26 protein-coding genes and 1 pseudogene are annotated in these 23,298 nt (G+C 39.7%); 22 read left to right on the forward strand and 5 right to left on the reverse strand.

Annotated features, from left to right (window positions below; genetic code table 11):
- Window positions 1-439: 439 nt before the first annotated feature.
- The gene (locus TX85_RS05895; RefSeq protein WP_044478182.1) at window positions 440-1,936 is read left to right on the forward strand and encodes a serine hydrolase domain-containing protein; all 1,497 of its coding nucleotides are present in this window, start codon (window positions 440-442) and stop codon (window positions 1,934-1,936) included.
- A 250-nt stretch (window positions 1,937-2,186) separates the two neighbouring features.
- Here TX85_RS05895 and TX85_RS05900 read toward each other — a convergent pair whose 3' ends face one another.
- Together TX85_RS05900 and TX85_RS05905 are read right to left on the reverse strand one after the other, a co-directional pair.
- Entirely contained in the window at window positions 2,187-2,999 is an 813-nt protein-coding gene (locus TX85_RS05900; protein ID WP_044478183.1) for an undecaprenyl-diphosphate phosphatase, read from the reverse strand.
- Between the two features lie 383 nt (window positions 3,000-3,382).
- Window positions 3,383-4,042 (reverse strand): ABC transporter ATP-binding protein, encoded by a 660-nt coding sequence (locus TX85_RS05905; protein WP_049894821.1) that lies wholly within the window; start codon window positions 4,040-4,042, stop codon window positions 3,383-3,385.
- A 436-nt stretch (window positions 4,043-4,478) separates the two neighbouring features.
- Between TX85_RS05905 and TX85_RS05910 the strand changes: the two genes are divergently transcribed.
- From TX85_RS05910 to TX85_RS05930, 5 genes and pseudogenes are all read left to right on the forward strand, one after another.
- Entirely contained in the window at window positions 4,479-5,153 is a 675-nt protein-coding gene (locus tag TX85_RS05910) for an HAD family hydrolase (protein WP_044478186.1), read from the forward strand.
- A gap of 7 nt (window positions 5,154-5,160) precedes the next feature.
- On the forward strand, window positions 5,161-5,700 hold the full coding sequence (locus tag TX85_RS05915; RefSeq protein ID WP_233500626.1) for a GNAT family N-acetyltransferase: 540 nt from the start codon (window positions 5,161-5,163) through the stop codon (window positions 5,698-5,700).
- A 55-nt stretch (window positions 5,701-5,755) separates the two neighbouring features.
- Window positions 5,756-6,139 carry a nuclear transport factor 2 family protein gene (locus TX85_RS05920; protein WP_044478188.1) on the forward strand — a complete coding sequence of 128 codons (384 nt, stop codon included), beginning with the start codon at window positions 5,756-5,758 and terminating at the stop codon, window positions 6,137-6,139.
- 36 nt (window positions 6,140-6,175) lie between these two features.
- Window positions 6,176-6,691: pseudogene (locus TX85_RS05925) on the forward strand (GNAT family N-acetyltransferase); the annotation flags it as partial.
- Between the two features lie 327 nt (window positions 6,692-7,018).
- Window positions 7,019-7,324: a hypothetical protein gene (locus TX85_RS05930; protein ID WP_222860701.1), complete on the forward strand. Its 306-nt coding sequence runs from the start codon at window positions 7,019-7,021 to the stop codon at window positions 7,322-7,324.
- Between the two features lie 358 nt (window positions 7,325-7,682).
- Here TX85_RS05930 and TX85_RS05935 read toward each other — a convergent pair whose 3' ends face one another.
- Complete coding sequence (locus tag TX85_RS05935) at window positions 7,683-8,117, reverse strand: VOC family protein (RefSeq protein ID WP_044478191.1); 435 nt, start codon at window positions 8,115-8,117, stop codon at window positions 7,683-7,685.
- A gap of 393 nt (window positions 8,118-8,510) precedes the next feature.
- On the opposite strand from TX85_RS05935, the gene TX85_RS05940 reads away from it, so the two are divergent.
- The 16 genes from TX85_RS05940 to TX85_RS06015 all read left to right on the forward strand — a co-directional run bounded on the left by TX85_RS05940 (window position 8,511) and on the right by TX85_RS06015 (window position 20,584).
- Window positions 8,511-9,668, forward strand: a complete 1,158-nt coding sequence (locus tag TX85_RS05940; RefSeq protein WP_049894822.1) for a serine hydrolase — start codon at window positions 8,511-8,513, stop codon at window positions 9,666-9,668.
- A gap of 23 nt (window positions 9,669-9,691) precedes the next feature.
- Window positions 9,692-10,990 (forward strand): YcdB/YcdC domain-containing protein, encoded by a 1,299-nt coding sequence (locus TX85_RS05945; protein ID WP_081671653.1) that lies wholly within the window; start codon window positions 9,692-9,694, stop codon window positions 10,988-10,990.
- A 78-nt stretch (window positions 10,991-11,068) separates the two neighbouring features.
- Window positions 11,069-11,590, forward strand: a complete 522-nt coding sequence (locus tag TX85_RS05950) for a hypothetical protein (RefSeq protein WP_044478192.1) — start codon at window positions 11,069-11,071, stop codon at window positions 11,588-11,590.
- Window positions 11,591-12,085: 495 nt separating this feature from the next.
- Entirely contained in the window at window positions 12,086-12,538 is a 453-nt protein-coding gene (locus TX85_RS05955; protein ID WP_044478193.1) for a VOC family protein, read from the forward strand.
- Window positions 12,539-12,621: 83 nt separating this feature from the next.
- On the forward strand, window positions 12,622-13,629 hold the full coding sequence (locus TX85_RS05960) for a hypothetical protein (protein WP_044478194.1): 1,008 nt from the start codon (window positions 12,622-12,624) through the stop codon (window positions 13,627-13,629).
- A 161-nt stretch (window positions 13,630-13,790) separates the two neighbouring features.
- Window positions 13,791-14,384, forward strand: coding sequence for a chloramphenicol phosphotransferase CPT family protein (locus tag TX85_RS05965; RefSeq protein WP_044478195.1), 594 nt, complete (start codon window positions 13,791-13,793; stop codon window positions 14,382-14,384).
- A gap of 11 nt (window positions 14,385-14,395) precedes the next feature.
- Window positions 14,396-14,875 (forward strand): hypothetical protein, encoded by a 480-nt coding sequence (locus TX85_RS05970; RefSeq protein WP_233500627.1) that lies wholly within the window; start codon window positions 14,396-14,398, stop codon window positions 14,873-14,875.
- A gap of 466 nt (window positions 14,876-15,341) precedes the next feature.
- Window positions 15,342-15,500: a hypothetical protein gene (locus TX85_RS26725; RefSeq protein WP_158297303.1), complete on the forward strand. Its 159-nt coding sequence runs from the start codon at window positions 15,342-15,344 to the stop codon at window positions 15,498-15,500.
- 67 nt (window positions 15,501-15,567) lie between these two features.
- Window positions 15,568-16,251 carry an HAD family hydrolase gene (locus TX85_RS05980; protein ID WP_233500628.1) on the forward strand — a complete coding sequence of 228 codons (684 nt, stop codon included), beginning with the start codon at window positions 15,568-15,570 and terminating at the stop codon, window positions 16,249-16,251.
- A gap of 146 nt (window positions 16,252-16,397) precedes the next feature.
- On the forward strand, window positions 16,398-16,853 hold the full coding sequence (locus TX85_RS05985) for an NUDIX domain-containing protein (protein ID WP_044478196.1): 456 nt from the start codon (window positions 16,398-16,400) through the stop codon (window positions 16,851-16,853).
- Window positions 16,854-16,955: 102 nt separating this feature from the next.
- Window positions 16,956-17,414 carry a GNAT family N-acetyltransferase gene (locus TX85_RS05990; RefSeq protein WP_044478197.1) on the forward strand — a complete coding sequence of 153 codons (459 nt, stop codon included), beginning with the start codon at window positions 16,956-16,958 and terminating at the stop codon, window positions 17,412-17,414.
- Between the two features lie 10 nt (window positions 17,415-17,424).
- Window positions 17,425-17,940, forward strand: a complete 516-nt coding sequence (locus TX85_RS05995) for a DUF6886 family protein (RefSeq protein ID WP_044478198.1) — start codon at window positions 17,425-17,427, stop codon at window positions 17,938-17,940.
- A gap of 85 nt (window positions 17,941-18,025) precedes the next feature.
- The gene (locus tag TX85_RS06000) at window positions 18,026-18,607 is read left to right on the forward strand and encodes a DJ-1/PfpI family protein (RefSeq protein ID WP_044478199.1); all 582 of its coding nucleotides are present in this window, start codon (window positions 18,026-18,028) and stop codon (window positions 18,605-18,607) included.
- A gap of 94 nt (window positions 18,608-18,701) precedes the next feature.
- Complete coding sequence (locus TX85_RS06005) at window positions 18,702-19,058, forward strand: RidA family protein (protein WP_044478200.1); 357 nt, start codon at window positions 18,702-18,704, stop codon at window positions 19,056-19,058.
- A 35-nt stretch (window positions 19,059-19,093) separates the two neighbouring features.
- On the forward strand, window positions 19,094-19,984 hold the full coding sequence (locus TX85_RS06010; RefSeq protein ID WP_049894824.1) for a phosphotransferase: 891 nt from the start codon (window positions 19,094-19,096) through the stop codon (window positions 19,982-19,984).
- A 90-nt stretch (window positions 19,985-20,074) separates the two neighbouring features.
- The gene (locus TX85_RS06015; RefSeq protein WP_044478202.1) at window positions 20,075-20,584 is read left to right on the forward strand and encodes an AAA family ATPase; all 510 of its coding nucleotides are present in this window, start codon (window positions 20,075-20,077) and stop codon (window positions 20,582-20,584) included.
- 300 nt (window positions 20,585-20,884) lie between these two features.
- On the opposite strand, the gene TX85_RS06020 is transcribed toward TX85_RS06015, so the two are convergent.
- Together TX85_RS06020 and TX85_RS06025 are read right to left on the reverse strand one after the other, a co-directional pair.
- Entirely contained in the window at window positions 20,885-22,264 is a 1,380-nt protein-coding gene (locus TX85_RS06020; protein WP_044478203.1) for an ABC transporter substrate-binding protein, read from the reverse strand.
- A partial coding sequence (locus TX85_RS06025; RefSeq protein ID WP_222860702.1) for an ABC transporter ATP-binding protein occupies window positions 22,249-23,298 on the reverse strand: 1,050 nt, incomplete at its 5' end. The genes TX85_RS06020 and TX85_RS06025, both read right to left, overlap by 16 nt.

Consider the following 23,298-nt stretch of genomic DNA (forward strand, 5'->3'; position numbering starts at 1 on the left):
AACGTTATCTGAACATCCGCAAAAAGATAAAAACCATCATTACTCAAAGACCTAATTAGTTGTGTGAGGTGAATATGATCATTTTCTTCTTTTGGCCACTCATGATTCTATCCATCATACTGTCATTAATTGGTATTTGGATGAAAAAGTCAAAGTTATTATTTGTGGCAGCGATTTTTATAATACCGATGTCTTTATATCTCGCGGCTACTCCACGTTTTATGATTTGGGGATTAATTTTTCCGTGTTTTTATATTGGATCTGCATATTTTGTTAGGATTGGAAAAACTCTACATGCAATTTTGATCAATCTACCAGTTTATTTGCTTATTGGTTGGATCGGCTTAACAGTGCTCAGTCAATGACATGAAGAGTGACGGTCGAATTATTGAACGGGTTCCATTACTATTTTTCAGAAGGCTTATATAAGGAGCACACAATGAAGAAAATACTAAGTAAAACAGGCGCATCAACAATATGTGTCATCCTACTTATCGCAATCATTACTACTATAGCGTGTTGGGATGAACTTGGGAATTTAATAAGGACGGGGAATTATGATAATACGGATCATATGGCGGAAACCATAATGGCCAAATCAGCGACTCCAGGGGTGGCTATAGTAGTATCAGAGCAGGGCAAGACAGAATTTAAAAGTTACGGTTATGCAGATATTAAGAATAAGAAGAGGGTAACTGAAGAGTCATTATTTGAATTGGGATCGACGACAAAGGCATTTACGGCTTTGGCCGTTCTTTTATTAGAAAATGAGGGCTACTTATCTCTTTCAGATTCAATTACAGACTATATTCCATCGTTTGAGCCAACCATTAAGGGTGAGAAAGCTAATATTACGATTCATCAGTTGTTAGCCCATACAAGTGGAATTCCACCGTGGAGTATTCGGTTAATTCCTGAAGGTACCACGGAAGATATGCTTGAAGAAACAGTACATAATGTGTCCGACATGGCATTAGATACGTATCCTGGGACAGCCTATAATTATGCTACAGTTAACTATGATATTTTGGCGATGATTATTGAAAATGTTACAGGCAAACGTTATCAAGATTACATGACTGAAAACATACTGCTTCCTTTAGGAATGACCGATAGTTATTTTTCAACAGGTCAGGAAAAGGAATCCGATAAACTTACCAAAGGATATCGTGTATTTTTTGGAAGAAGCTTAGAATATGATGCCCCTAGATATTATGGGAATATCGCTGCAGGATATTTGGTAACGAATTCACAAGACTTAGAACGCTGGATTAATGCCCAAATGGGGATAGGAGATATGCCAGATCATTTATCGAAAGCGATCGAACAATCTCATCAAGTCGACATCAAAACGGCGGGATACGTAGATGAAGATCAATACTATTCATTTGGATGGAGTATGGATACGAAAAATAGAGTGATTAGTCATAATGGATCTAATCCCAATTACTCCTCACAGGTTCTTATTGATTTAGAAAAGCAGCAGGCCATATTTGTTCTGGCTAATTTGAATTCAACTGCACCATCGCTAATTGCTAATAACATTTATGAGAATATGAATGGAAATCCTATGAATAAATTCAATTATGATGACGCGTATCTATTCATTGATTTGGTATTTTCATTCTTAGTGATAATAGCCGTCGTTATCTTAGGTGTCCAAGCAATTAGACTCGTTAGAGGAATAAAACTAAATATTAAAGATGAAAAGACAAGGCTCAGAAAAATGATAGGAAGTAGTATCGCACTTCTCTTAAGCATTATGCTTTTGGTACTGGTACTGATCTTGCCTTATCTATTAGACAATAATTATTTAATGATAAAGGTGTGGGTGTCGTATTCAATGTTAATCTGGATGGGGCTTACTTCTATCAATTGTATTTTATCGGTAATAATTAATATTAAAAAAATGTGGATTATTAGAAGCAGCCTATAAATAGGTATATTTCGAAAAGGCGCTGGCTGAGGCGTTCAATTTATATATGTGAAATGAGGTACTTAGTGAGGTATAATATCAGTGAAGCGGCAAGAAAGGAAATGGCGATCCCAGAAAAGTTATTCATATTGGAGACTCGATATCAGATGTAGTGGAGCAGAACGAGAACACATGGAAGGACTGCCTCAATAGATTTATCATCTGCGTGAGATTAAGAGGTTGTCCACCTTTTAATCTCACGCAGACGAGCTTACAGTACGAACAATAAAAACAAACCTGCTGCGAGGCAATAATAGGCAAAATATTTCAGGTTGCCCTTCTCCATGATGTTCATTAGCCACTTCATGGATACATAAGTGAAAATCAAGGAAGCGATGAAGGCAGCGGCATATGGCGCCCACAGCGTCGACATTTCTGAATCGTTAGCAATATCAGTGACGCTTAAAACAAGTCCGGCTAAACTAATCGGAATATAAAGAAGAAAAGAAAAACGCAGCGCAGTTTCTTGCCGCATACCTACTGCAATTGAAGTGATGACCGTGGCGCCAGAACGGCTAATCCCCGGGATAAGTGCTACCGCTTGAGCAAGTCCAACGATAATGGCATCCTTAAGCTTCAGATCCCCGTCACGCTTTACCCCTCGCAGATTGCGAATCAACCATAAAGCTGTCCCCGTAATAAGCAAGGTTAGACCAATCATTTTGGCAGATGAAAAAAACATTTCTATCTTGTCCTTAAAAAGCATACCAATGATACCCGCAGGAATTGTACCCACGACAATATAGACGATAAACATAAAATCCGAGCGATACTCGGGTTTTCGAGTGCGCAAATAACGCAGACCATTTACGGTCAGCCTGACAAGCATTTCTCGATAAATGATAACAATGGCCAGTAGCGATGCTGTATTCAAAAAGGTTTCAAAAGCCAGTCCGCGGTGTGGGAGTCCAATCAGTTGCTGCACGACAATCAAGTGTCCGCTTGAAGAAACAGGAATTGGTTCGGTAAATCCCTGTACTGCACCAAGAAGCAAATATTTGAGTAGTAATATCAAATCGTTCATTTACGTACCAACCTTTCTACGTTGCGATATCTTCTTTTTACATATTCGACATTGATGATTAGGTAAGAAGCTTATATTTGGCGGAAGAAGCGTCTTAATCCAGCATATATAAGAATGCAATGAAAAGCTAGGCCTATAAATTTGGTTAGGCCAGTCCTTCGACCTTGTTGGAAGCAAAGCGACAGACATTTGGATGCCAAGTATTCCCAGGTGAGTTGAAAATAGCGCATTCCAGATGCCTTGGTCTCGTTCAAGTAGAATAATGCTGCCGGCAAGTAATAGACCAAGCGCCGATGGATCAGAGAAGTTCAGCAAGACTAGTGAAGGAGTCATATAAGATTCCGGAATCGCATGCAAAATGCCGACATACACGGAGCAGACGATCAAATAGACCAGATAGTAACGATGCCTCCATTGATAACAAACGTCAAACAAACAAGTCGCGTTAGTCTCATGGCGTCTTTCTCCCCGCGGCGGCGATAAAGATGTTTTCGTGGCGAGTCAATGAAGAGGATTTGTCTGTTCATCATAAAAGCCGCCCTGTCGCATAGCTGCTCCGCCGCTTGCATGTTATGGGTCGTAATGACAATCGTCGCCCCAGCTTCACGTCTGGCTTCAATTAATTGTTTCAGATTGTCGGCATGTACGGGGTCGAGACCCGATGTTGGCTCGTCGAGAAACAGCACTTCCGGGTTGTTCAGAACGGAACGGCAATAATTAAGCCTCATTTTCATGCCTTTGGAAAAGGTCTCTACTTTTTTGTGGGCGGCGTCCCCCAGTCCAACCTGTTCCCGCAGTGTTTTAGGATCGGTCAGTTGATTTCGATATAGCGAGCGGAAATGCCTTAAATTCTCAAGGGCTGTAAAACGGTTGTAAAAATGAGGAAATTCATAAGCGACACCAATCCGTTCATAAAACGCGGCGTTCACAGAACGAACTTCCTGGCCTAGCACCCAGGCCGAGCCGCTATATGTCTTTAATTTCCCGATCAGAATTTGTTGAGCTGTACTCTTGCCGGCCCCCGATGGTCCCAGAAGGGCCAAAGATTTCTCCTTTCTTGATCTGAAAGTGAATGCCGTGCAGCACAGGATGTTCTGTAGCAGGATAGGTATATGTTAAGTTAGTCGCCTCGATCATAGGGGGACTCTCACCGTTCGAATCCGACAGCTAACCTCGCAAGCGACATAAGAGAGGCATCCATGCCACTTGTGTCAACCCTATTTGTTTAATGCAATTCTTCAAAAGTTCCTAGATGCTACTAAATATAGCAAACGTTATATTTTGCAGACGATATTGTAGTTTTCCGGCGAAGCGACCGAGTCTGCTTACCTCAAACAGCTACCAGGCAAGGATATGGTCATCCTCGGCAGTCCTAAGCTAATTTATATATGTGAAATGAGGTACTTAGTGAGGTATAATATCAGGGAAGCGGCAAGAAAGGAAATGGCCGTAAAAATCTAATTCAAGGATGATAATATGATGAAGCAATTTGATTTAGTCAGCCTGGACATGTTTCAAACATTAGTAAATGTTGATTCAAGAATAGAGCAGATATGGAAACCTATCATGTCGAATACCTATACATACAAAGCTGCTGAAGAGCATGCTCAACTGCTGCTAGGTTATTTTTTTGAACACTGGGTGCAGTTGAAAAATACAAAGCAATTCTTTTTAATAAAGGAAGTATATGAAAGAAGTTTTGTAAGTGTGTTTGAGCATTTAAATATTTCATACGATCCCATAGCCGCAAGTAAGATTTTGTTAGATGAACATACATTGTCGGAATTTTATGAGGACACACTGAAATGCTTAGATCGGCTCTCGATGGAGTATAAAATTTGTATTATAAGAGATGCTGACGACGCAATGATCCCAGGATTTTATCCTGATTACGGAATCGATATCTTTACTTCAGAACGATATAAATCTTACAAAAACGATGATGCTAATACTATGTTCAAAGAAATGCTTAAATTTTATAATATAGACCCTAGAAAAGTTATTCATGTTGGAGACTCGGTGTCAGATGTAGTGGGAGCAAAACGAGAAGGAATAATAGCATGTTGGTTAAATCGTAACAAGAAGATTTGGGATCATGAAGTGAAGCCTGACTTTGTAATAGAGACACTAAATGATTTAGAAGAGATTTTATAAGCAAAACATGGAAGCCGGTCACCAAGAGGAAAGAAGGGATGATATGCAAACTCAATCTGCTGTTTTAAAGATACGGCAAACTGAAGAATCAGATTTAACATTTGTTATAAGTACCGAAAACGATCAAGAAAACACGCCATATATTGGACAATGGACATTCGAACAACACTTGAACTCATTAACAAATGAAGATATGAGGCATTTGATCATTGAGAATTATAGTGGAGATAAAATTGGATATGTAATATTGACTGGATTGTTAGATTCGAATAAAGCTCTATGTATTAAGCGCATAGCTATTCAGTTGAAGGGTAAAGGATACGGTAAAGAAACATTGAAACTTATAATCAAGTGGGTTTTTGAAAATACGGGGACTCATCGATTATGGTTAGATGTTAAAGATTTTAACAGTCGTGCTAGGCATACATATGAATCAGTAGGTTTTGTCTTTGAAGGGACACTTAGAGACAGTATTTTCAAAGGAGGTAGATTCGAATCACTTTCTATAATGTCTATTCTTAGCCATGAATATAAGAGCAGGAATTAGGTACTCGGATGTATAAAGGCACTGTGATTTCTAACAGTTCAGGGAGGGGATAAAAATGCACCGGAATGATGCGGTTGATACAATCACTTTATATTTTGAATCATGGGTTGAGATTGATTTCTCGAAATTCTCGCGAGTAATACATGATGAAGCCATCGTAAGAGAATGCACAGGGGCAATTATTGAAGGTAGAGATGAATTGAGAAAGTGGTTCACTCAATGGAATGAAGATGGAAACAGAGTAGTGCATTGGATCATAGAGTATATTGGATTTGATAAAGAAAGTGTGTCGGCATTTGTTGAGTGGAGATTCAAATGTATTTTCGAAGGAAAAGAATATGAATGGAATGGCGCTAGTATTGTGTATTTTAGAGATTCATTAATTGTAGAGTTAAATGAATATGAAATGAAACAAGAAAAGTTTTTCCCGTATAGATAAGTCCAAAGGAATAACACCTGTGGAAGGACGGATGACATGTGTAATTTAAAGCTCGTAAAACCTCATCTAGATCTGAAGGATGAATACCTGTCTTTTTATCAAGAATGGAAAGACTCTGGCGAAGATATGGTGCCTTGGGTCATTAGCAGGGATCCCACTAGTTTTGAGGCAATGCTTGAATTTCTGGAGGCTCATGAGAAGGGCGTCGGGTTACCGGAGGGATGGGTTTCAGACTCCACGTTCTGGTTGATTGATGATAGAGATAGGGTGTTAGGTGCTGTAAACATAAGACATCGGTTGTCTGAATTTTTGTTTAACGCTGGCGGCCATATAGGATATGGCATTCGACCATCTGAACGAGGTAAGGGATATGCATCGGCCTTATTGAAGCTTTCGCTAGTTGAAGCGAAGAAGCTCGGGATAGAGGATGTTTTAGTTGTTTGTGATGCCTGGAACATCGCTTCAGAAAGAACCATTATTAAGAACGGTGGAAAAGCGGATAGGGATTACATTGAGGAAGATGGCAACGTAATTAGAAGATATTGGATAAAGTGTGTTCTTAAGAGAAAATACATCCAAGAACGTTATCTGAAATTAATGCATGGGGAGAAGATTATGAGGAGAAAAATAATTGTATTTTTTATCCTATCGGTAATTGCATTAATTTTTATTTTTTCTAGTGGCTATAGGCTTGATAGTCTAAGTGCCGCAAGGGCAAATAGTTTTATTCCAAAGGATGCAGTTCTGTTAGATCAGGTTAATTATGACTAGGGATCCGTTTTTGTTTTTAATTCGTCGGAAAAACCAATAACGGCAATTAGTTTGAAAAAAGCCGGCTTTCTTTGGGTTTCTAGAATTTCAGTGTATTACTTTCACAATATGGATCCTATAAAAACGATTGGCGGTGTAATATTAGCTAATGAAAATGAGAGGGCAACTGTAATGAGTATTATAGTTGACGATCCCCGAGTTACTTCATTAGAAATAGGTCCTGAAGCAGAGCGGCAAAGTAAACAGGTGATATTGGGTGAACCAATTACTTTTTCATGGAATAAATCAATAGACTGGCAAGATCTGAATCCACAAGCATTGGACGATAAGGGAAGAGTAAGATACGAATATAGATATGCTCAATCTAATTTCATCAAGGCAGAAGATTTAAGATGGTACCCGGTAGAAAGTTGAAAAAAGTAGAAGGTTGAAGCTTGTGTATTTTCGTTACATGATGCATGTATAAAAAGTGAACAAGTTTAATTCGGATGATGTGTGGATACAACTGGACAGCAGTTCCACGTATACTGCAAACCAACTTTCAAATGAACGTTTCAAAGGTGCATTACACTGTTCACTTTAGAGGCGCCAAACATTTAAGTCTAACCGATTTGCCTTATACTCGCATATATTAGCAAACACATGAAGTAGCAATAGGGGAGCTCTCATTGATAGGAGACGTAAAGCAACTCACGGCCTTCCCTTTTTGGTTAGGAATAAGTGTCACGCCTTACGCCTCCCTTTATGATGTCGATGAATGAATAGAGAAAAGCTACTTCAAAAAGGAATCTTTGACTTCATCTACGAGATCCCATTGGGACCATGCTGCTTCAAGCAGGTTACCTTGGTCATCTCGAAAATAAAAATATTTTGCTTCGCCATCCCCTAAAGAATGAATAGCCTCAACCTCTACTCCCTGACCACTCAGGTATTGATGAGTGAACTCAATATCAGGACAATTAATGGTAAATACAGGATAAGGGGAAGCATTTCTAACAATCGAAAGGGGTCTGTCATCTGATGTCTCGACAAGCACAATTGCAATTGCGTGCTTATGAGGAAAATGCAAAATGGCAATTTGAGAGCCTCTGTCTTCAAATTGATTTACTAACTGTAATCTAAGCTTGTCCCTATACCATAGAACCGTTTTCTCAATATCCGTTGTAGGTAAATAGACGTATCCAACTTGTGTAGCTAAAAGCTTCATACCTTCCTCCTTACACAGATACCATGAATCTGTGACAATAGATTTTTCAAAGCTAAGCCAGGTTGAAAGGAAATTACTTCCTGGCTTTTATTAGCGTACCGATTTCTACACGGATTCGCAAGTCTTTTATGGAGTCACGTTATGACCTTTTTGTTTACTCGCTCCTAAAGGCATATGTCGACAAATTTATCCTATCATTCACCCCTCACTTTGGTTGATAACGGCTATGATAAGGATTGCTTGCGACATTGACAAGTAAAATTTGACCCTGTATATTAAAAAATGACATGCACGTCACTTTTAATGCACAGGTATAGAGTTGGCTATCCCTAAAGCGCCAAAGGATTATGGAGAAAAATGATTGAACAGAACGAATAGAGGTGGGGGATAAACATGAAACGTAATGGTAAAAGAACCCTGATTGCAGTAGCCGGAGGTATAGCGCTCTCCGCTGTTGCGATATTTTTGTTGCTGAACATGTATCTCTCCCCCAGGGCAGATGCCGATGCTGTGCTGGAGTTTATTCAACAGAATCCGGAGAAGGCCGCGTTCACGATGCTTAACAACCAGGAGTCGCTTGTGGAATATCAGGCGGACCGGGCAATGCCGCTTGCCAGTGTGGCCAAAATAATCGTAGCGGTAGAGTATGCGCAGCAAGCAGCTCAAAATAAGATTGATCCCGATCAAAGGGTGTCGCTGGATGAGCTGAACCGCTATTACATCCCGAAGTTGGATGGAGGGGCTCAGGAGGAATGGGAACAATCTCTGAGCTCGGTCATTGACCATTCATCGGTGCCATTGAGAGAGGTTGTCAAAGGCATGATATCATTCAGCAGCAATGCCAATATGGAGTATTTAATAGAGATTCTGGGACTTGAGGCGATTAATCTTAATTTGGAAAAGCTGGGATTGCAATCACATGAGCCACTCTATCCCTTTTATTCCTCATTATTTATTCCTTATTTGTTGATGACGGATTACGAAGACTTGACAGACAAAGAAAAAATCGAGAGGGTCAAAACGGAACTGAAGGAGATGCCTCAGGATAGGTTTCGAGAGTTGGCCATGGAAGTCCATGAGAAGCTGCGGGGAGATGCGGACGGTTCCTTCCAACAAGCGGTGCAAATAGAACTTTGGTATGACGATGAAATAGATAAATTCAATTCAGATCGAATGGTTAGTGCCGCAGCAGCAGATTACGGCATATTGCTGTCCAAGATCAATAGCCGGAAATACTTTACGCCGGAGGTGCAGACATACCTGGATGAAGTGATGGAAACGGCGATGCAAAGCGAAGGAAATAAGCAGCAGTTTGACCATCTAGGATTTAAAGGCGGCTCTACGAACTACATATTGAATTCAGCGATTTATGCGATTGACAAGAAGGGAAATCATTCCGAAATTGTCCTGTTTATGAATAACCTGTCTGAAAAGGAGATGGCAAGACTTTCCCGTCATCTAAACGAATTTTTATTTCGTGCATTGACTTCCGATGAGTATCAAGTCAAAGTCTCTGAAGTATTAGCTGAAGGAGCCATGGAGGGAGAATAGTATTACACAGATTGAGGTGAGAAATGATGGCCATTGAACAGTTGGATATGGAAAGGTTATGGCAGTATTGGGAAGAAGAACTGGCGTTGACCGGACTGCATCGTCATGCCTCGCGGATTCGTCAGCAATTGTCGCCGGTCCATGATACAGAATATCGAATTGAATTGGAATGGTTTCCCGAATCGGTACAGGGGAAGAATGAGGGGAATCCTCCCGGGGCTGTCATGGTTGAACTGGATGGACGCACTTGCGCATTACGCTCCTTCCACAGCGTTCAGGAAGCGAAGAGGCTGCAAGGAATGCCAGGCATAACGCCGCAGCAAGCCAAAGCCCGTGCTCTGCAATGGGTAGAGCGCTTTGCCGGATTGACGGAGCACGCAGGCAATCTGGAGCTTGTCCAAGCGAATGATAAGGAGGAAACTGCCGTCTTTTCGTTCAGCCGGACGCGGGACGGCATTCCCTTTTATCCTCCGATGCCGATTCAGGTCAGGGTGGCGCGGAATGGCCAAGTGGTTGCTTATTCCGATTACAGCGGTCACATGGCTCAGGACATTCCCGTATACAACTCGCCGCAAGCATCGCCGTCCGCTGAACAAAAACGTCAGATCGCACTGGCAAACTTTGAGCTTATCTATGCTCCGGAGTCCAGTGAGTTTCCGACCTGGTTCTATGGCGTTGGGGAGACCTTCCTGAATACAGCAACCGGCGAGACGATGCCGTACGAGCTGCATGTTCCATTCCTGGGACAAGCTCCGTTAAACAGGCGGCTTGTTTGGAAGAACGACTCTGAGGGAGAGAATAGGGAGCCGCTTCAGACACCAAGCAGCATCGGGGAACGTGTGGTGCAGCATGTGTCGTCAAGTGAACGCAGTGATGGGGTGATCGATTGGGACGCCGTGCACCCCGATGCCGTTCCTATCAGTCGTGAGGAGCTTGAGCGTATATATGAGGCCGTATGCCGGTGGGGCAGCAGAATTTATCCCGATGAATCCGGGCAATGGAAGATGACTCGCGTCCTGCGTAAGAGCGGGATGCTCGTAGCCATCCTGGAGCGTTGCGACGCAGGCTATACGGCTGTATTTCGAGTCAAGGTGATGGTGGATCGGGAAAACTTCAACGTGATCGGCGATATGAGAGTAGGACATCTGCCCAAGAAAGCTCCGGATGTGATGGATAAGGAACAGGCGTTTCAGAGAATCGCCGCCTCGGTGGTGTCCAAGCCCTATTTCGTCTGGCATTCCCAGAAGAGGGGCTATCAATTAATGTACATGATCGATTGCTCGTGTATGGTTGATGCCCATAGTGGAGAAGTTGTAACGTAGGTCGTACATCATGAAGCATATCCCGGATTTCAAACCAATTTGGAACTAGGGAATATGAATCATAGAGGAGGACGATTCATGAGTGGTACTAGAGTGTTCTTAATTGCTGTTGTTTCCTTAGCGCTGTTGAGTGGTTGTACTGCTCATACAAATAATAATTCCTCCAATCTGTTACAGGATTCAACTGAAAATATTCGATCTTCTCAAGAAGTCGAGTCTTGGATCAACGAAGCGGAGACCCCAAGCGAACAGTTTATGATGGATCTAAGGGAGACATTGAATTTATCTTTTAAGATCTTTGACGCGATGGAGAATAATCAATATTCATTCCTAGAATCGACAAAAGCCAAAGAAATAACCATCGACAAAGAAAACAATCAGATCGTTTACAAATACTATGGTGAAGAGATTCGGTCTGATTTTCTTAAAGGATTAAATTTCAGCAACTTAGAATATTGGGGTTCTGGTTATAACGAAGATGGATCCGGCTTTCAAATTGTGTTTGCGAACTACTTTCAGGACACTCATGGCACCATTTATTTCGAGTTCATTAGAGAAGGGGATCACTGGCTGTTTAATGGCTTTACAACAAATGCCTGAGGTTGACGAACAAGACTGCGACACATGATGTTACCATCGGAAAACTCCGGAATTAAGGGGCGCATCGTAATTAGGATTCAAGAAAACAGAACAATTGTTCTTCACCTTATTGGTAGATGATGGTACAATAGGAAGGACAATTGAATCTTGAGTGGGCGTGGTTTCCCTTCAAAAGAAGGTGGAGCCATGGAAGTTAAAGAAGCATTGACGAGGATATTTTTTATTTGGATCATGCAGCCTCGCATTTCTCACTTACATTAATTCGAACAACAAGAGAAAGTAAAAACCCACCCCAAGGTTAGCGCCGAAGGTGGGTTTTTTTTGATCGCTTAGAAGGGAACCAGGATAGCCCTCATTGTACCAAGACGAGATAGCAGAAACTGAAAATGATAGTAATAAGCTAGTTTTTAGATTTAACAATGGAATTTAACCCCATTTCACATTTCCCTTACTTCTAGGTTTTTGCAGTAAATTTGTAGACGAGGAGATACGACTATGGAAAAAAATAAATTGTTAAGAATGGACAATGTCGGCATCGTTGTGGAATCTCTTGATGAGGCGATTTCTTTCTTCGAGGAAATTGGCTTGAGCCTAGAAGGGCGAACCACGGTTGAAGGTGAATGGGCAGGTCGCGTAACTGGCCTTGGTTCTCAGTGCGTAGAGATTGCTATGATGGTTACCCCAGATGGGCACAGCCGACTTGAACTTTCGAGATTTCTCACTCCACCTACGGTATCAGATCACCGGACTGCTCCTGTAAACTCCCTCGGTTATTTACGCGTCATGTTTGCAGTTAAAGACATTGACGAAATGGTATCCAGACTGACTAAGTATGGCGCACAGCTCGTTGGCGAAGTGGTTCAGTACGGGGACTCGTATCGACTCTGCTACATTCGAGGAATCGAAGGACTTTTAATCGGTTTGGCGGAACAACTAGATAAGAAATAAGAAAGACGGTTTATATAAAGCCTTTACTGAAATATCTACATGACCTACTTGCATCAATGTGTAAATATAAAAGAGGTGCTATCGTGTTATCCGAGAAAGCTAAAGAGGCGTATACTGATTATCTGGATGCATCGATTCATTATTGTAATGATAATTTATTTGATTACATTGGAACAAAATTAAAAATCGATTATGTCATTACAGATAGTATGGAGTTTAATGCTAATTGTAGCTTGTTGCCTGAAGGTTGTTACAAACTAAATATTAGGTCTGAAGTTTTTGAAAAGATATTTAAGATTCTAAATACACTCTTATACGAAAAGAATATGAAATTCTATACTATCGTACCCGGGGAGCGAAAATACGATCTTAAAAAGGCAAATATTTACTTAGAGCTTATGCATCACATTTCTTGTAGGTTAATTATCTATCACGAACTAGGGCATATCTTTAATGGACATTTAGATTATTACAATTCTCTTAGCATGAATCAACAAAAGTTATCATTGTTTATGGATTCTCGTCAGAATCAATTACTTCCTTTAGAGAGTCAGGTTCTGGAAATGGATGCAGATGCTTTTGCAGCTACAAGACTAATTGGACAATACACCTACTCTCCTAATATCAAATCGATTAACGATATTGAGACAACTTTATTAAAAAACCAACTTCATGCTTTATTGCTAGTCATTATAAGTTCATGCATTACATTCAGCATAATGGGGCTAGGATATAAAAGAGAGTCCGTGAATCACCTGGAATCTAAGTATCTTCCACTTAGAACAAGACAAGATTATTATGTTAGATGTGTCTTAAAGGCTTACAAAGTATTAAATAACGTAGACTTAGATGCAGATCTTGAATTGTTGGATATTAAATTCTATAGAGAAGTTTTATACAATATTGAACAATATGTAAACTTGTATCACCGTGAAGCCTTAGGATTCCAAGAAACGGAGATTGATTCAAGTAATAATAGAAATGAAATGGATACAGTTTTAATTAAGCACTCAGATTTTTTGGAAACTTTCTGGAAAAATGAAATGAGAGACAAATTATCACCATTCGCATATTTTCATTTGGCTGAATGATATAGGTTTGGAAGGGCCTCTTAGTCGATGTATAATCATGGAAGAGCGCAGACAACCAACGACCCATCCTGAGATTAGAGTGATCTAAAGGCTGGGTCGTTTTGCAGCTTAAAGGACGTTATTTTGAAAGATACACAAAGCTTTATGTGAGGGTGATTGGTATGAAGCAAGGAACGATTGTGTTGTTGAACGGAACTTCAAGCTCAGGAAAGACTAGTATTTCTGTTGAACTGACAAATCAGGAAGAGATTCTTTTTCATCATTTATCAATAGATGATTTCTTTAATAATTTCAATGGATTTATTGATAACAAATTTCCGGATTTTAAGCCTGCAAGAGAAGTAGATGATCACGTTGTTGCACAGATCATTTTTGACCCCATCCTCTCCATGTACTATTCGACAATTAAATTGTTTTCAGAAATGGGCTTGAATGTAATCGCAGATACGGTGATCGATAACGATAAGAGGTTTAATGAGTGTCTTGATGCATTCTTTGATCAGCCTACATTATTTATAGGCGTAATGTGCTCAAGGGAAGAACTCGTGAGAAGAGAGCAAAAAAGAGGAGATCGACAGATTGGACTAGCAAGCTCCCAGTTCGATCTAGTATATTGCTTTAAGGAATATGACCTTGAAGTAAATACTGAAGAATTGAATCCAATAGAGTGCGCCGAAAGGATATTAAGTTTTATTAAGTCGGGTCAGGATTACTCCGTATTTAAGAATTTAAGTAAAAGAAATGTTAGTAGTTGAGGAGAGAGTATATGTTGGGACATTTAGGCTTCTCATATGTAGGCTTGATTTATTTATTAATGTTATTTATTCCAAATATGATTTGGAGTAAGAGTCAAGCAACGGATAATGAAAATACTCATGAAAATAAAGTGTTAATAGGGTTGGAACGGGTTGGACAAGCAGGCTGTACAGGTAGTGTGTTAATTTTTAGCGATTTTAATATTACAGCGTTTTCGGCTTGGAGTTTGTGGCTAATAGCATCATTCTTACTGATGATTCTTTATGAAATCTGTTGGATTAGATATTTTACTAGTAAACATACAAAGGAAGAAGTTTATCGTAGTTTCTGTGGAATTCCTGTACCGCTTGCGAGTCTGCCTGTTATGGCTTTTTTATTATTAGGGATTTATGGGAAAGTTATATGGCTGATTGCATTTGCTATCATCCTTGGCATAGGACATATCGGTATACATATTCAGCATTTAAAAGCGATAAGAAGAATAAGTTGAATTATTCGTCGCATGTCTAATATCGCCGATAATAACAATTGGAGCAGATAAACATATTGAACTAGCGTACGGCTGGAGAAACATGAATGTATTCATGTGGCGGGCCGACTAAGAAGCTTTTTAACAAATTCTACATTCGACTATGTTATTTTCAACTGGGTTCTTCATCGAGAGGAAATTTTAGACGGCTTACTTGATCGGTTGAGTGACTTGGATTTTCAGGTTGAGAAAGTTACTTTAACGTGTTCAGAAGTTGCATTGCGACAAAGGATGGAGCACGATAATAGATCAACAGAGCAGATTACTTTAAGCGTCGAACGATTAAGATTGTACGAGAATATGGATACTAGTATCATTGATACAACTGAAATGCCCATTGAAGAGATGGTTAGAAGAATAGAAGAGATAATTAAGTTATAGTCAATTCTAAATTAAATAATTTTATGAATAGGAAGGAAGATGCTTTATGCAAAAAGCAATCATAGTTTGGTTCTTTTCAGAGAAGAGAAATAATTTGGATGAGCTCAATAATCTATTATCAGATGGTTGGAAAGTAATTAGTCAAAAACCAATGGGAACTGGTGAATCTAATGTTGCACTCTCATTAGTCATTGTTGAAAAATAGTATTCACGCAACAGGCTATAGCCGCTGGGTCGTTTTGGGATTACAAAGACGTTCGGAAAGAAAGGAGTTGAGCAATCTGAAGGCAAAAGCAGTATTGTTCGATTTGTTCGAAACATTGGTGACCGAATTCTCTGAAGGTAAAAGAATTTCAAATCGCAACTATGATTATTTCGAGCTTCTGGGACTTCCAAATGAAGAATATAAAAAAGAATGGAGAATACGAAGTAAAGCTCGAATGACGGGTATTCTTCCGTATTATCCTTCTGTTATTAGAGACATATTAATAAAGCGGGAGCTAAGCTATAAGGAAGAATCAATTAAATTCCTATACGAGGAGAGAATGAGAGAGAAAGAAATTCCATTTCGTGAGATTAAGCCTGAGATTATTGATCTGTTATCTTTCCTTAAGAGCGAGAAGGTTAGCCTTGGATTAGTAAGTAATTGTACAGAAGAGGAAGTAAGGTGTTGGGAGGATAGTGGTATTTCAAAATATTTTGATGTTGCAATTTTTTCTTATGAGGTTGGATATGCGAAACCGGATGAAAGGATTTACAAGTTGGCATGTAACCATCTGAAGGTTGACCCCCGGGAATCCATTTTTGTGGGCGATGGTGGTTCAGATGAATTAACGGGAGCCTATAATATCGGGTTAACACCTATTCAAGCAATGTGGTTTAATTCTTATATAGAAAGCAACTTCACTAAAGCTGCTGATCCCTTAACTTTAAAGGAAATGTTAAAGGATATTTGAATTAGATCTCGAATAAGCTGGAAAAGCGGAAGAGCAAGTCGTGGGATTTGCATGTGGCCATACAACCCAGAAGAAGACCTAGTATTAAGTAAGGAACTAACGCAAAATCGAATGATTAATCTACAAAACAGTGAGGAAAATTAAAGATGAGAATTATAGTAACTGGCGGAGCCATCATACGAGATCATCAAGATAGAATACTGCTGCAGAGAAGATCTGATTATGGTGACTGGGGACTTCCTGGCGGTGGGATGAACGCAGGTGAATCCGTTGAGGAAACGATGATTCGTGAAGTGTATGAAGAAACAGGATTAAAAGTTAAGCAATATGATTTATATACCGTATATAGTGGACCGCGTATGAAGTATAGGTATCCCGATGGGAATGAAGTTGTCTTTGTAATGTTTATATTTAATGTTAAAGCTGATCTTGAAGGGAAAACTTTTGAAGATCATATACTTATCTATCATGATGCAAACCATGAATCTCTAAGGCTTGAATTTAAACCCCTTGAAGAAATAAATATTGAAGAAATAAATATAGTGCAAAGACCAATATTTGAGGATTTGAAAAACGAAATAAAAACGATATTAAGAACTTGATGCTGGAGCATGCGATGATGGTTATATAAACATCTAGATCATCATTTAAAACAGTTTGGCGAATAGCTAATATAGACAAAAAAAACTAAAGGATGAATCTCGATGAATACTCAATTTCAAATTACACAGGCATCCATTAATGATTTAGAAGAGTTAGTTGCTATCTTTGATCAATATCGCATTTTCTATAATCAAGCCGCTGATCCGGAAGGAGCAAGCCAGTTTTTATTTGAAAGATTTGAGCATCAAGAATCCATTATTTTCATAGCTAGGGACATTCAGACCGGAAGAGCAGTAGGCTTTACCCAGCTATATCCGGTATTTTCATCTATATCAATGAAACGGTCATGGATTTTAAATGATCTATATGTAATTGAAGAATATCGAAAACGGGGGGGAGCGACACAACTTTTGAATTCGGCGAAGGAATTCGCAATTTTAACAAGAGCTAAGGGAATCGAATTATCTACATCTCACTTAAACTTAAGTGCTCAAAGCCTATACGAATCTATAGGATATAAGAAAGATGATGAATATTTTCACTATTACTTAACTATCTGAGGAGGATGCAATGGAGCTTTATCATTTCAGCAGCGAATCAAACATTGCTCTATTCAAACCAAGGGTAAAACATAATCGAAGGGATATGCCGCCGGTTGTCTGGGCGATTGATAAAGCACATGAGTTCACCTTTTTCTTTCCTAGAGACTGCCCAAGAATTGTATATACAAGATCCCAAGGTATGAAAGAAGAGGATGAGCAAAAGTTTTTCGGAGGAAGCAACTCGAATATTATTATTACAGTTGAATCTCATTGGTTTAAGGCAATTAAGGAAGCAACCATTTATCGATATACGATGCCAAGCGCAGGATTTGAATTGTTCGATGAGACGGCTGGGTATTATATATCCGAACTAACTGTAAAGCCTTTATATATGCAGCCGATGCAAAATTTAATGGAAAGAATTCTGGATTTAAATATTGATCTCAGATTTACCCCCAACCTATACCCACTTAGTGAGGCTATACTAAATTCAAGTATTACAGACTTTGGGATACATAGATTTGAGAATGCTAAGACCTTGTAAGTTAATTTGATGAAGTAGCAACTGCGACTGACGTTACTAACACTTCTATGTTGTGTAGATCTATAATTTTTGGAGGGATGGTTCAATGAAGATAGCTTTGGTCCTATTTAATGGAGTAACCATTCTGGATTTTGTCGGATTTTATGATGTCATTTACCGATTGAGCATATTTAATAAAACGAAAGATACTACATGGGATATTTGTGGATTAACTGACGAAGTAACCGATGAGCTTGGAATGCGGGTTAAAGTGAATGTCATCAGACCCGATTTATCCAAGTATGATCTCGTGTTTATTCCTGGAGGCATGGGAACCAGAAAACTAAAGGATGATAATGAATTTATTGACTGGATTCGATCTGCGGAATCTGCAACTTACAAGATCTCTGTATGCACTGGCTCGCTTCTTTTGGGTGCTGCGGGCTTCTTGAAGGACAAAAGGGCAACCACCCATCCTAATGTTTATGATCTATTGGAACCCTATTGTAAAAAAGTCATAAAGACGCGAATTGTCAAGGATGGGAACGTGATAACGGCAGGAGGAGTAGCTACCTCAATCGACTTGGGTTTATTTTTAATTGAACTGTTTGTAGGAGCGGAGGAAGTGAATATCGTAAAGAAGCAGTTAGATTATCCTTATACAGCTGTAGGAATAGTTGAGGTGTAGAGCGGCAAGATTCCGTGTTATTTTTATCATTTACAGATTGGGAACGTTTGTTCTATAATTGATCCGATTATATCAAGTAAAGGAGAGGATTTGAATGATTACAAGGATTTCAACCCCCTATAGCTATTCTTCCGCGGTTGTTGCAGGGGACTATGTGTATCTTGGCTTACATCGGGGATTTGGAGAGAACTTCACTGAACAAATACATAATACGCTCTTATATCTCAAAGGAACTCTATCTGAATGCGGCATGTCGTTGGAATCTCTGGTTAAGGTGAATGTGTACTTGAAAAATATAAAAGACTTACCTGAAATGGAGAAGGTGTTTCTCGAGTATTTTGAAATGAATAAATTCCCTGCTCGAATGACATCCACTACTGAATTTTTTGATAATGATTGCCTCATGATGATTGATGGTGTTGCGTATAAAGCAACAGAAAAAAGGGACTGAAACAACTAGAAGTGTATAAGGAGTAGAAAAGGATAATGTTTGAACCTACCCTATATAAGGTTAATTCGCTGTTTCAACATCATCAAATTAATGATGAAATTGTACAGATGGAAAGGTTATCTGGCACGACGGCGGGCTTCGTTTTGAAACTGGAATCAAAACAAGATCATACCTATATTCTGAAATTTGATAACCCTAACGAAATTCATTTAGTTGAACATTTATTTAATACATATGAGGATTCAGTATTATTACCCAAAGTCTTATTAACGGCCCAAGACAGATCCTATTTTGTGTATACCTTCATTGAGGGTACTACTCATTATAACCGTGGTTTAAAGAAAAACTGGCTCAAGATCCTAGTTAAAGATCTACTTAATAAATACGTGGAATATAAAGAAGAGAGTATTTGGGGTAGAATTGAATATCCAAGACAGACATGGAAGGAATTTAATGAAATAAGTATTGAAGAAGCCAGGATCAATTTAGGCAACATATTATCGATAGAGGATTATAATTACGTAAAACGGAAAGCTGCTCAATTATTTAATAATGATGCAGAGCAAGGAAAGAGGTTCTTATTGCATGGCGATACAGGGGTTCATAACTTTGTTTATAATAATTCAACATTAATTGGAGTTATAGATCCATCTCCTATGGTGGGACCTATTATTTATGATTTTCTTTATGCGTTTTGCTCTTCGCCTGATGATATTACTGTTGAAACCTTGTTTACCGCATCTGATATTCTCGAACAAGTAAGAATAGAAAAATCGAGGCTGATTGAAGAAGTAATTGTTCAACTCTATTGCCGAATCGGCCTTAGTGTAAAACATCATCCAGGTGATTTGTCGGATTACATGAAGGCATGGGAACATTGGATACAATTGTGTAAGAATCTCGATGAGGGCATTGCTATCATATAAGACTTATAGATGCAACACGGATAATAAATCGAGGACTCTAAAGGGATCATATATCCATAGATACTTTATTAAAGCTATTCCGGAGGGACAATGAAAAGAGTATTAGTTATTGGTTGCCCGGGATCGGGCAAGTCGACTTTTTCTTCAAGGCTTAGCAAAGAATCAAACATACCTGTAATTCATTTGGATACAATTTACTGGAAGCCAGGATGGATTAGCTGTACTGATCAGGAATTTGATGAAATACTTAGAGACTTATTACTTCGAGAAACTTATATCATGGATGGGAACTATTCAAGAACAATAGAATTTAGATTATCTTTTGCGGATACGGTTTACTTTTTTGATTATTCACGATATCTATGTCTTTACCGGGTAATAAAAAGGAGAATTATGAATCATGGTAAAACCGGAGAGTACATGGGGAAGGAATGCCAGGAAAGTATTAATTATAAATTTTTAAAGTCCGTATGGAATTTTAGAAAAAATCAACGAGTGCAAATCATGAATGTATTAGATGAGTACAAGGGAAGTAAGGATATTGTTATTTTCAGAAAGCCGAAGGAAGTAAATGACTATTTAAAGAACCTCTGCAAGTAAAAGGCGATCAAAGAAGAGGTGATGTACTAGAGAATTTGAAGAGTCCGGAATTCACAGATAAGAAATAGAGGATCTTAAATTAAAATACATATTGTTACGTATACGCAGTATCAACGCAACGGGACTATCATCCCTTTGGTGTCATGTATAATCATGGAAGATGCTCGGACAACAAACGACTCAGCCTAAAGAGCTTCTATGGCTGGGTCGTTTCTTGAATTGTTGCTTATGTTTATTCCTGGAGGCATGGGAACCAGAAAACTAATCTGTCAGATGGCTCGTCATCTCCGATAAGCATATTCAGCTTTTCAGCTTTCTACTTGTTTTTTTAGTGATGGATCCTTTCTCATGGGCTTGTTGCAATTCCTGGCTGCCCCGTTCTTTGATATGCTGAAATGCCTCATCGATAGTTTGTTTATTCTCAAGAATAGAGGTGGTCTCTTGGGACACAATTTCAGCAAAGGCGTCCTCAAAGCCTTGGGGCAAGTGCTCATAACGCTTGTTGAAATTCCGCGGTTTGGTCAATTCGTAAAATGCGGCAAGTGATCTGCCGTTCATCTCGCTTACGAATGAAGATCTGACGGAAAGCGAACCATCGGTAGTCCGTGACAACGTTTTGGCGACCTCGGGGCCATTGATGTATTTGATGAATTCCCATGCTAATTTTTTGTTAGGAGAATTGGCATTGATTCCGAATATCTCCGTAAGTCCCATGGCAATCGTAGCATCGGGTTCGGCAGGATCCACGGGAATCGTGGCAAGGCCCCAGTTGATCGTTGAACCGCTCTGATCTTCAGCTTGCTTGATCTGATTCAAGTAATAGGATCCCTCAAGGACCATCGCAGCTTGCTCCTTCAAAAACAAATCCTCTGAAAAAAAATCGCTCGACGGATCAAAAATCGCACCTGACTTGTATGCCTTAACAATATTCTCGTAAATCGTGCGCCATGCTTCCGAATCCATCGTGAGGCTTGTTCCGTCTGCACTAGTATAAAAAAGCCCGTGGGTTCGAGCAACATTACTTAATAAATCAAATATGGCATTGCTGGATGTCGTGCTGGAAGTTAGACCATAGATTCGTTCCCCGCCTGACCCATTCGTCGGAAATCGTTCAGCCAGTGCGAATAGCTCCTGCCAGGACATGCGATCTCTAGGCAATTCGATATTATACATCTGAAACAAATCCATGTTGTAATAGAGTGCACTTCCGGAGAATGTAGGAGCCAAACCGTAGAGCATACCTGCCCCTTGTTCCTTCAACGATTCCGTAACAAATGGAAGAATGCTATCGAGGTCGAATTGATCCTGCTGGATCACGGAATCCAAGGGAAACATCATACCGTTATCCACTGCATATGAATAATTACTCTCATTCAGAAGAATGACATCCGGTTGCCGTTCCTCCACGTATTGTTGCAATGCCTTATTGATATCTTCGCCGGCATAATTGAACATCCATTGCGAATTAACGACCTCGAGCTCTACGCCCGGATATTTGGTGATAAACAAGTTTCCGTATTTTTGGAAAAAGAGGCCTTCATGAACATACATGACTTTCAGCGGGCCTTCCAATTTCCCTTCCAATTTGCTGTTACCTGCATTGTTCGAGCAAGCACTTGTAAGAGCCAACAGCAGTGCTAATCCGAGAAGCACACCTCTTAGTCTTAAGCATTTGAACATACAGATTCTTCCTCCCCCTGTTCATTCACATACCATTGTGCCTGTAAGTCAAACATGTTCGCATATTCGCCATTTAAAGCGATGAGAGCATCATGATTCCCTTGCTCGATTAATTCTCCATTTTTCAATACAAGAATATGGTCTGCGATCTTACAGGATGCAAGCCGGTGCGAGATCATGAGCGTTGTTTTGCCTTTAGCTAATTCGGCAAATCGCTCGTAAAAATAAGCCTCCGAAATCGGATCGACCGCAGCGGTCGGCTCGTCAAGCAGCATAATTGGCGCGTCCTTGAAAAAAGCTCTTGCGAGAGCTATTTTTTGCCACTGACCATAAGAGAGTTCTTGTCCGCCTTCAAAGATAGGACCCAGTTCCGTGTCCAAACCATGCATAAAGCTGCTGGCAATCTGCTCTATGTCAGCTTTATGAGCGGCTGAGTAAATGAGATGGTCGCTGTCCATTTGTTCGTAATGACTTAATCCAATGTTCTCACGAATCGAAAATTGATATTGCACAAAGTCTTGAAAAATGGCTGAAATGTTGGCTTTCATAGATACGTTATCTATGTTAGCGATCGGGATGCCATCGATTAATACGGATCCGCTGCAGGGCTGATAAAGCCCTACCAGGCATTTAGCCAAGGTGCTCTTACCGGCACCATTTTCACCGACGATGGCAATCGTTTGCCCTGCTTGAATTTTAAAGGAGATATTTCGTAATCGTTGCACTTCACTGCTCGGGTAGGAGAAGCATAGGTCTCGGACCTCAATCTGATGATTCAACTTGAACGGAGCTAGGGACTGCTCCTGGTGAGGATGTTCTTCCGGGAAATCAAGAAATAAGAAAAGCTCTTTGAGAAATAAGGATTCCTCGTACATTAAAGATAAATTATAAGTAGCACTTTGGATGACGGCCTGGATTGTAATAAAGGCTTGAGATAGTGCAACATAATCCCCCAGGGAAAGATCCCCGTTACTGCACATCCATACGATATAAGCAACGCCTATCATGTTCGACAATATAATGATGAGCTGTGC

It is taken from the genome of Paenibacillus antibioticophila (assembly GCF_000455265.1).
Classification (GTDB): domain Bacteria; phylum Bacillota; class Bacilli; order Paenibacillales; family Paenibacillaceae; genus Fontibacillus; species Fontibacillus antibioticophila.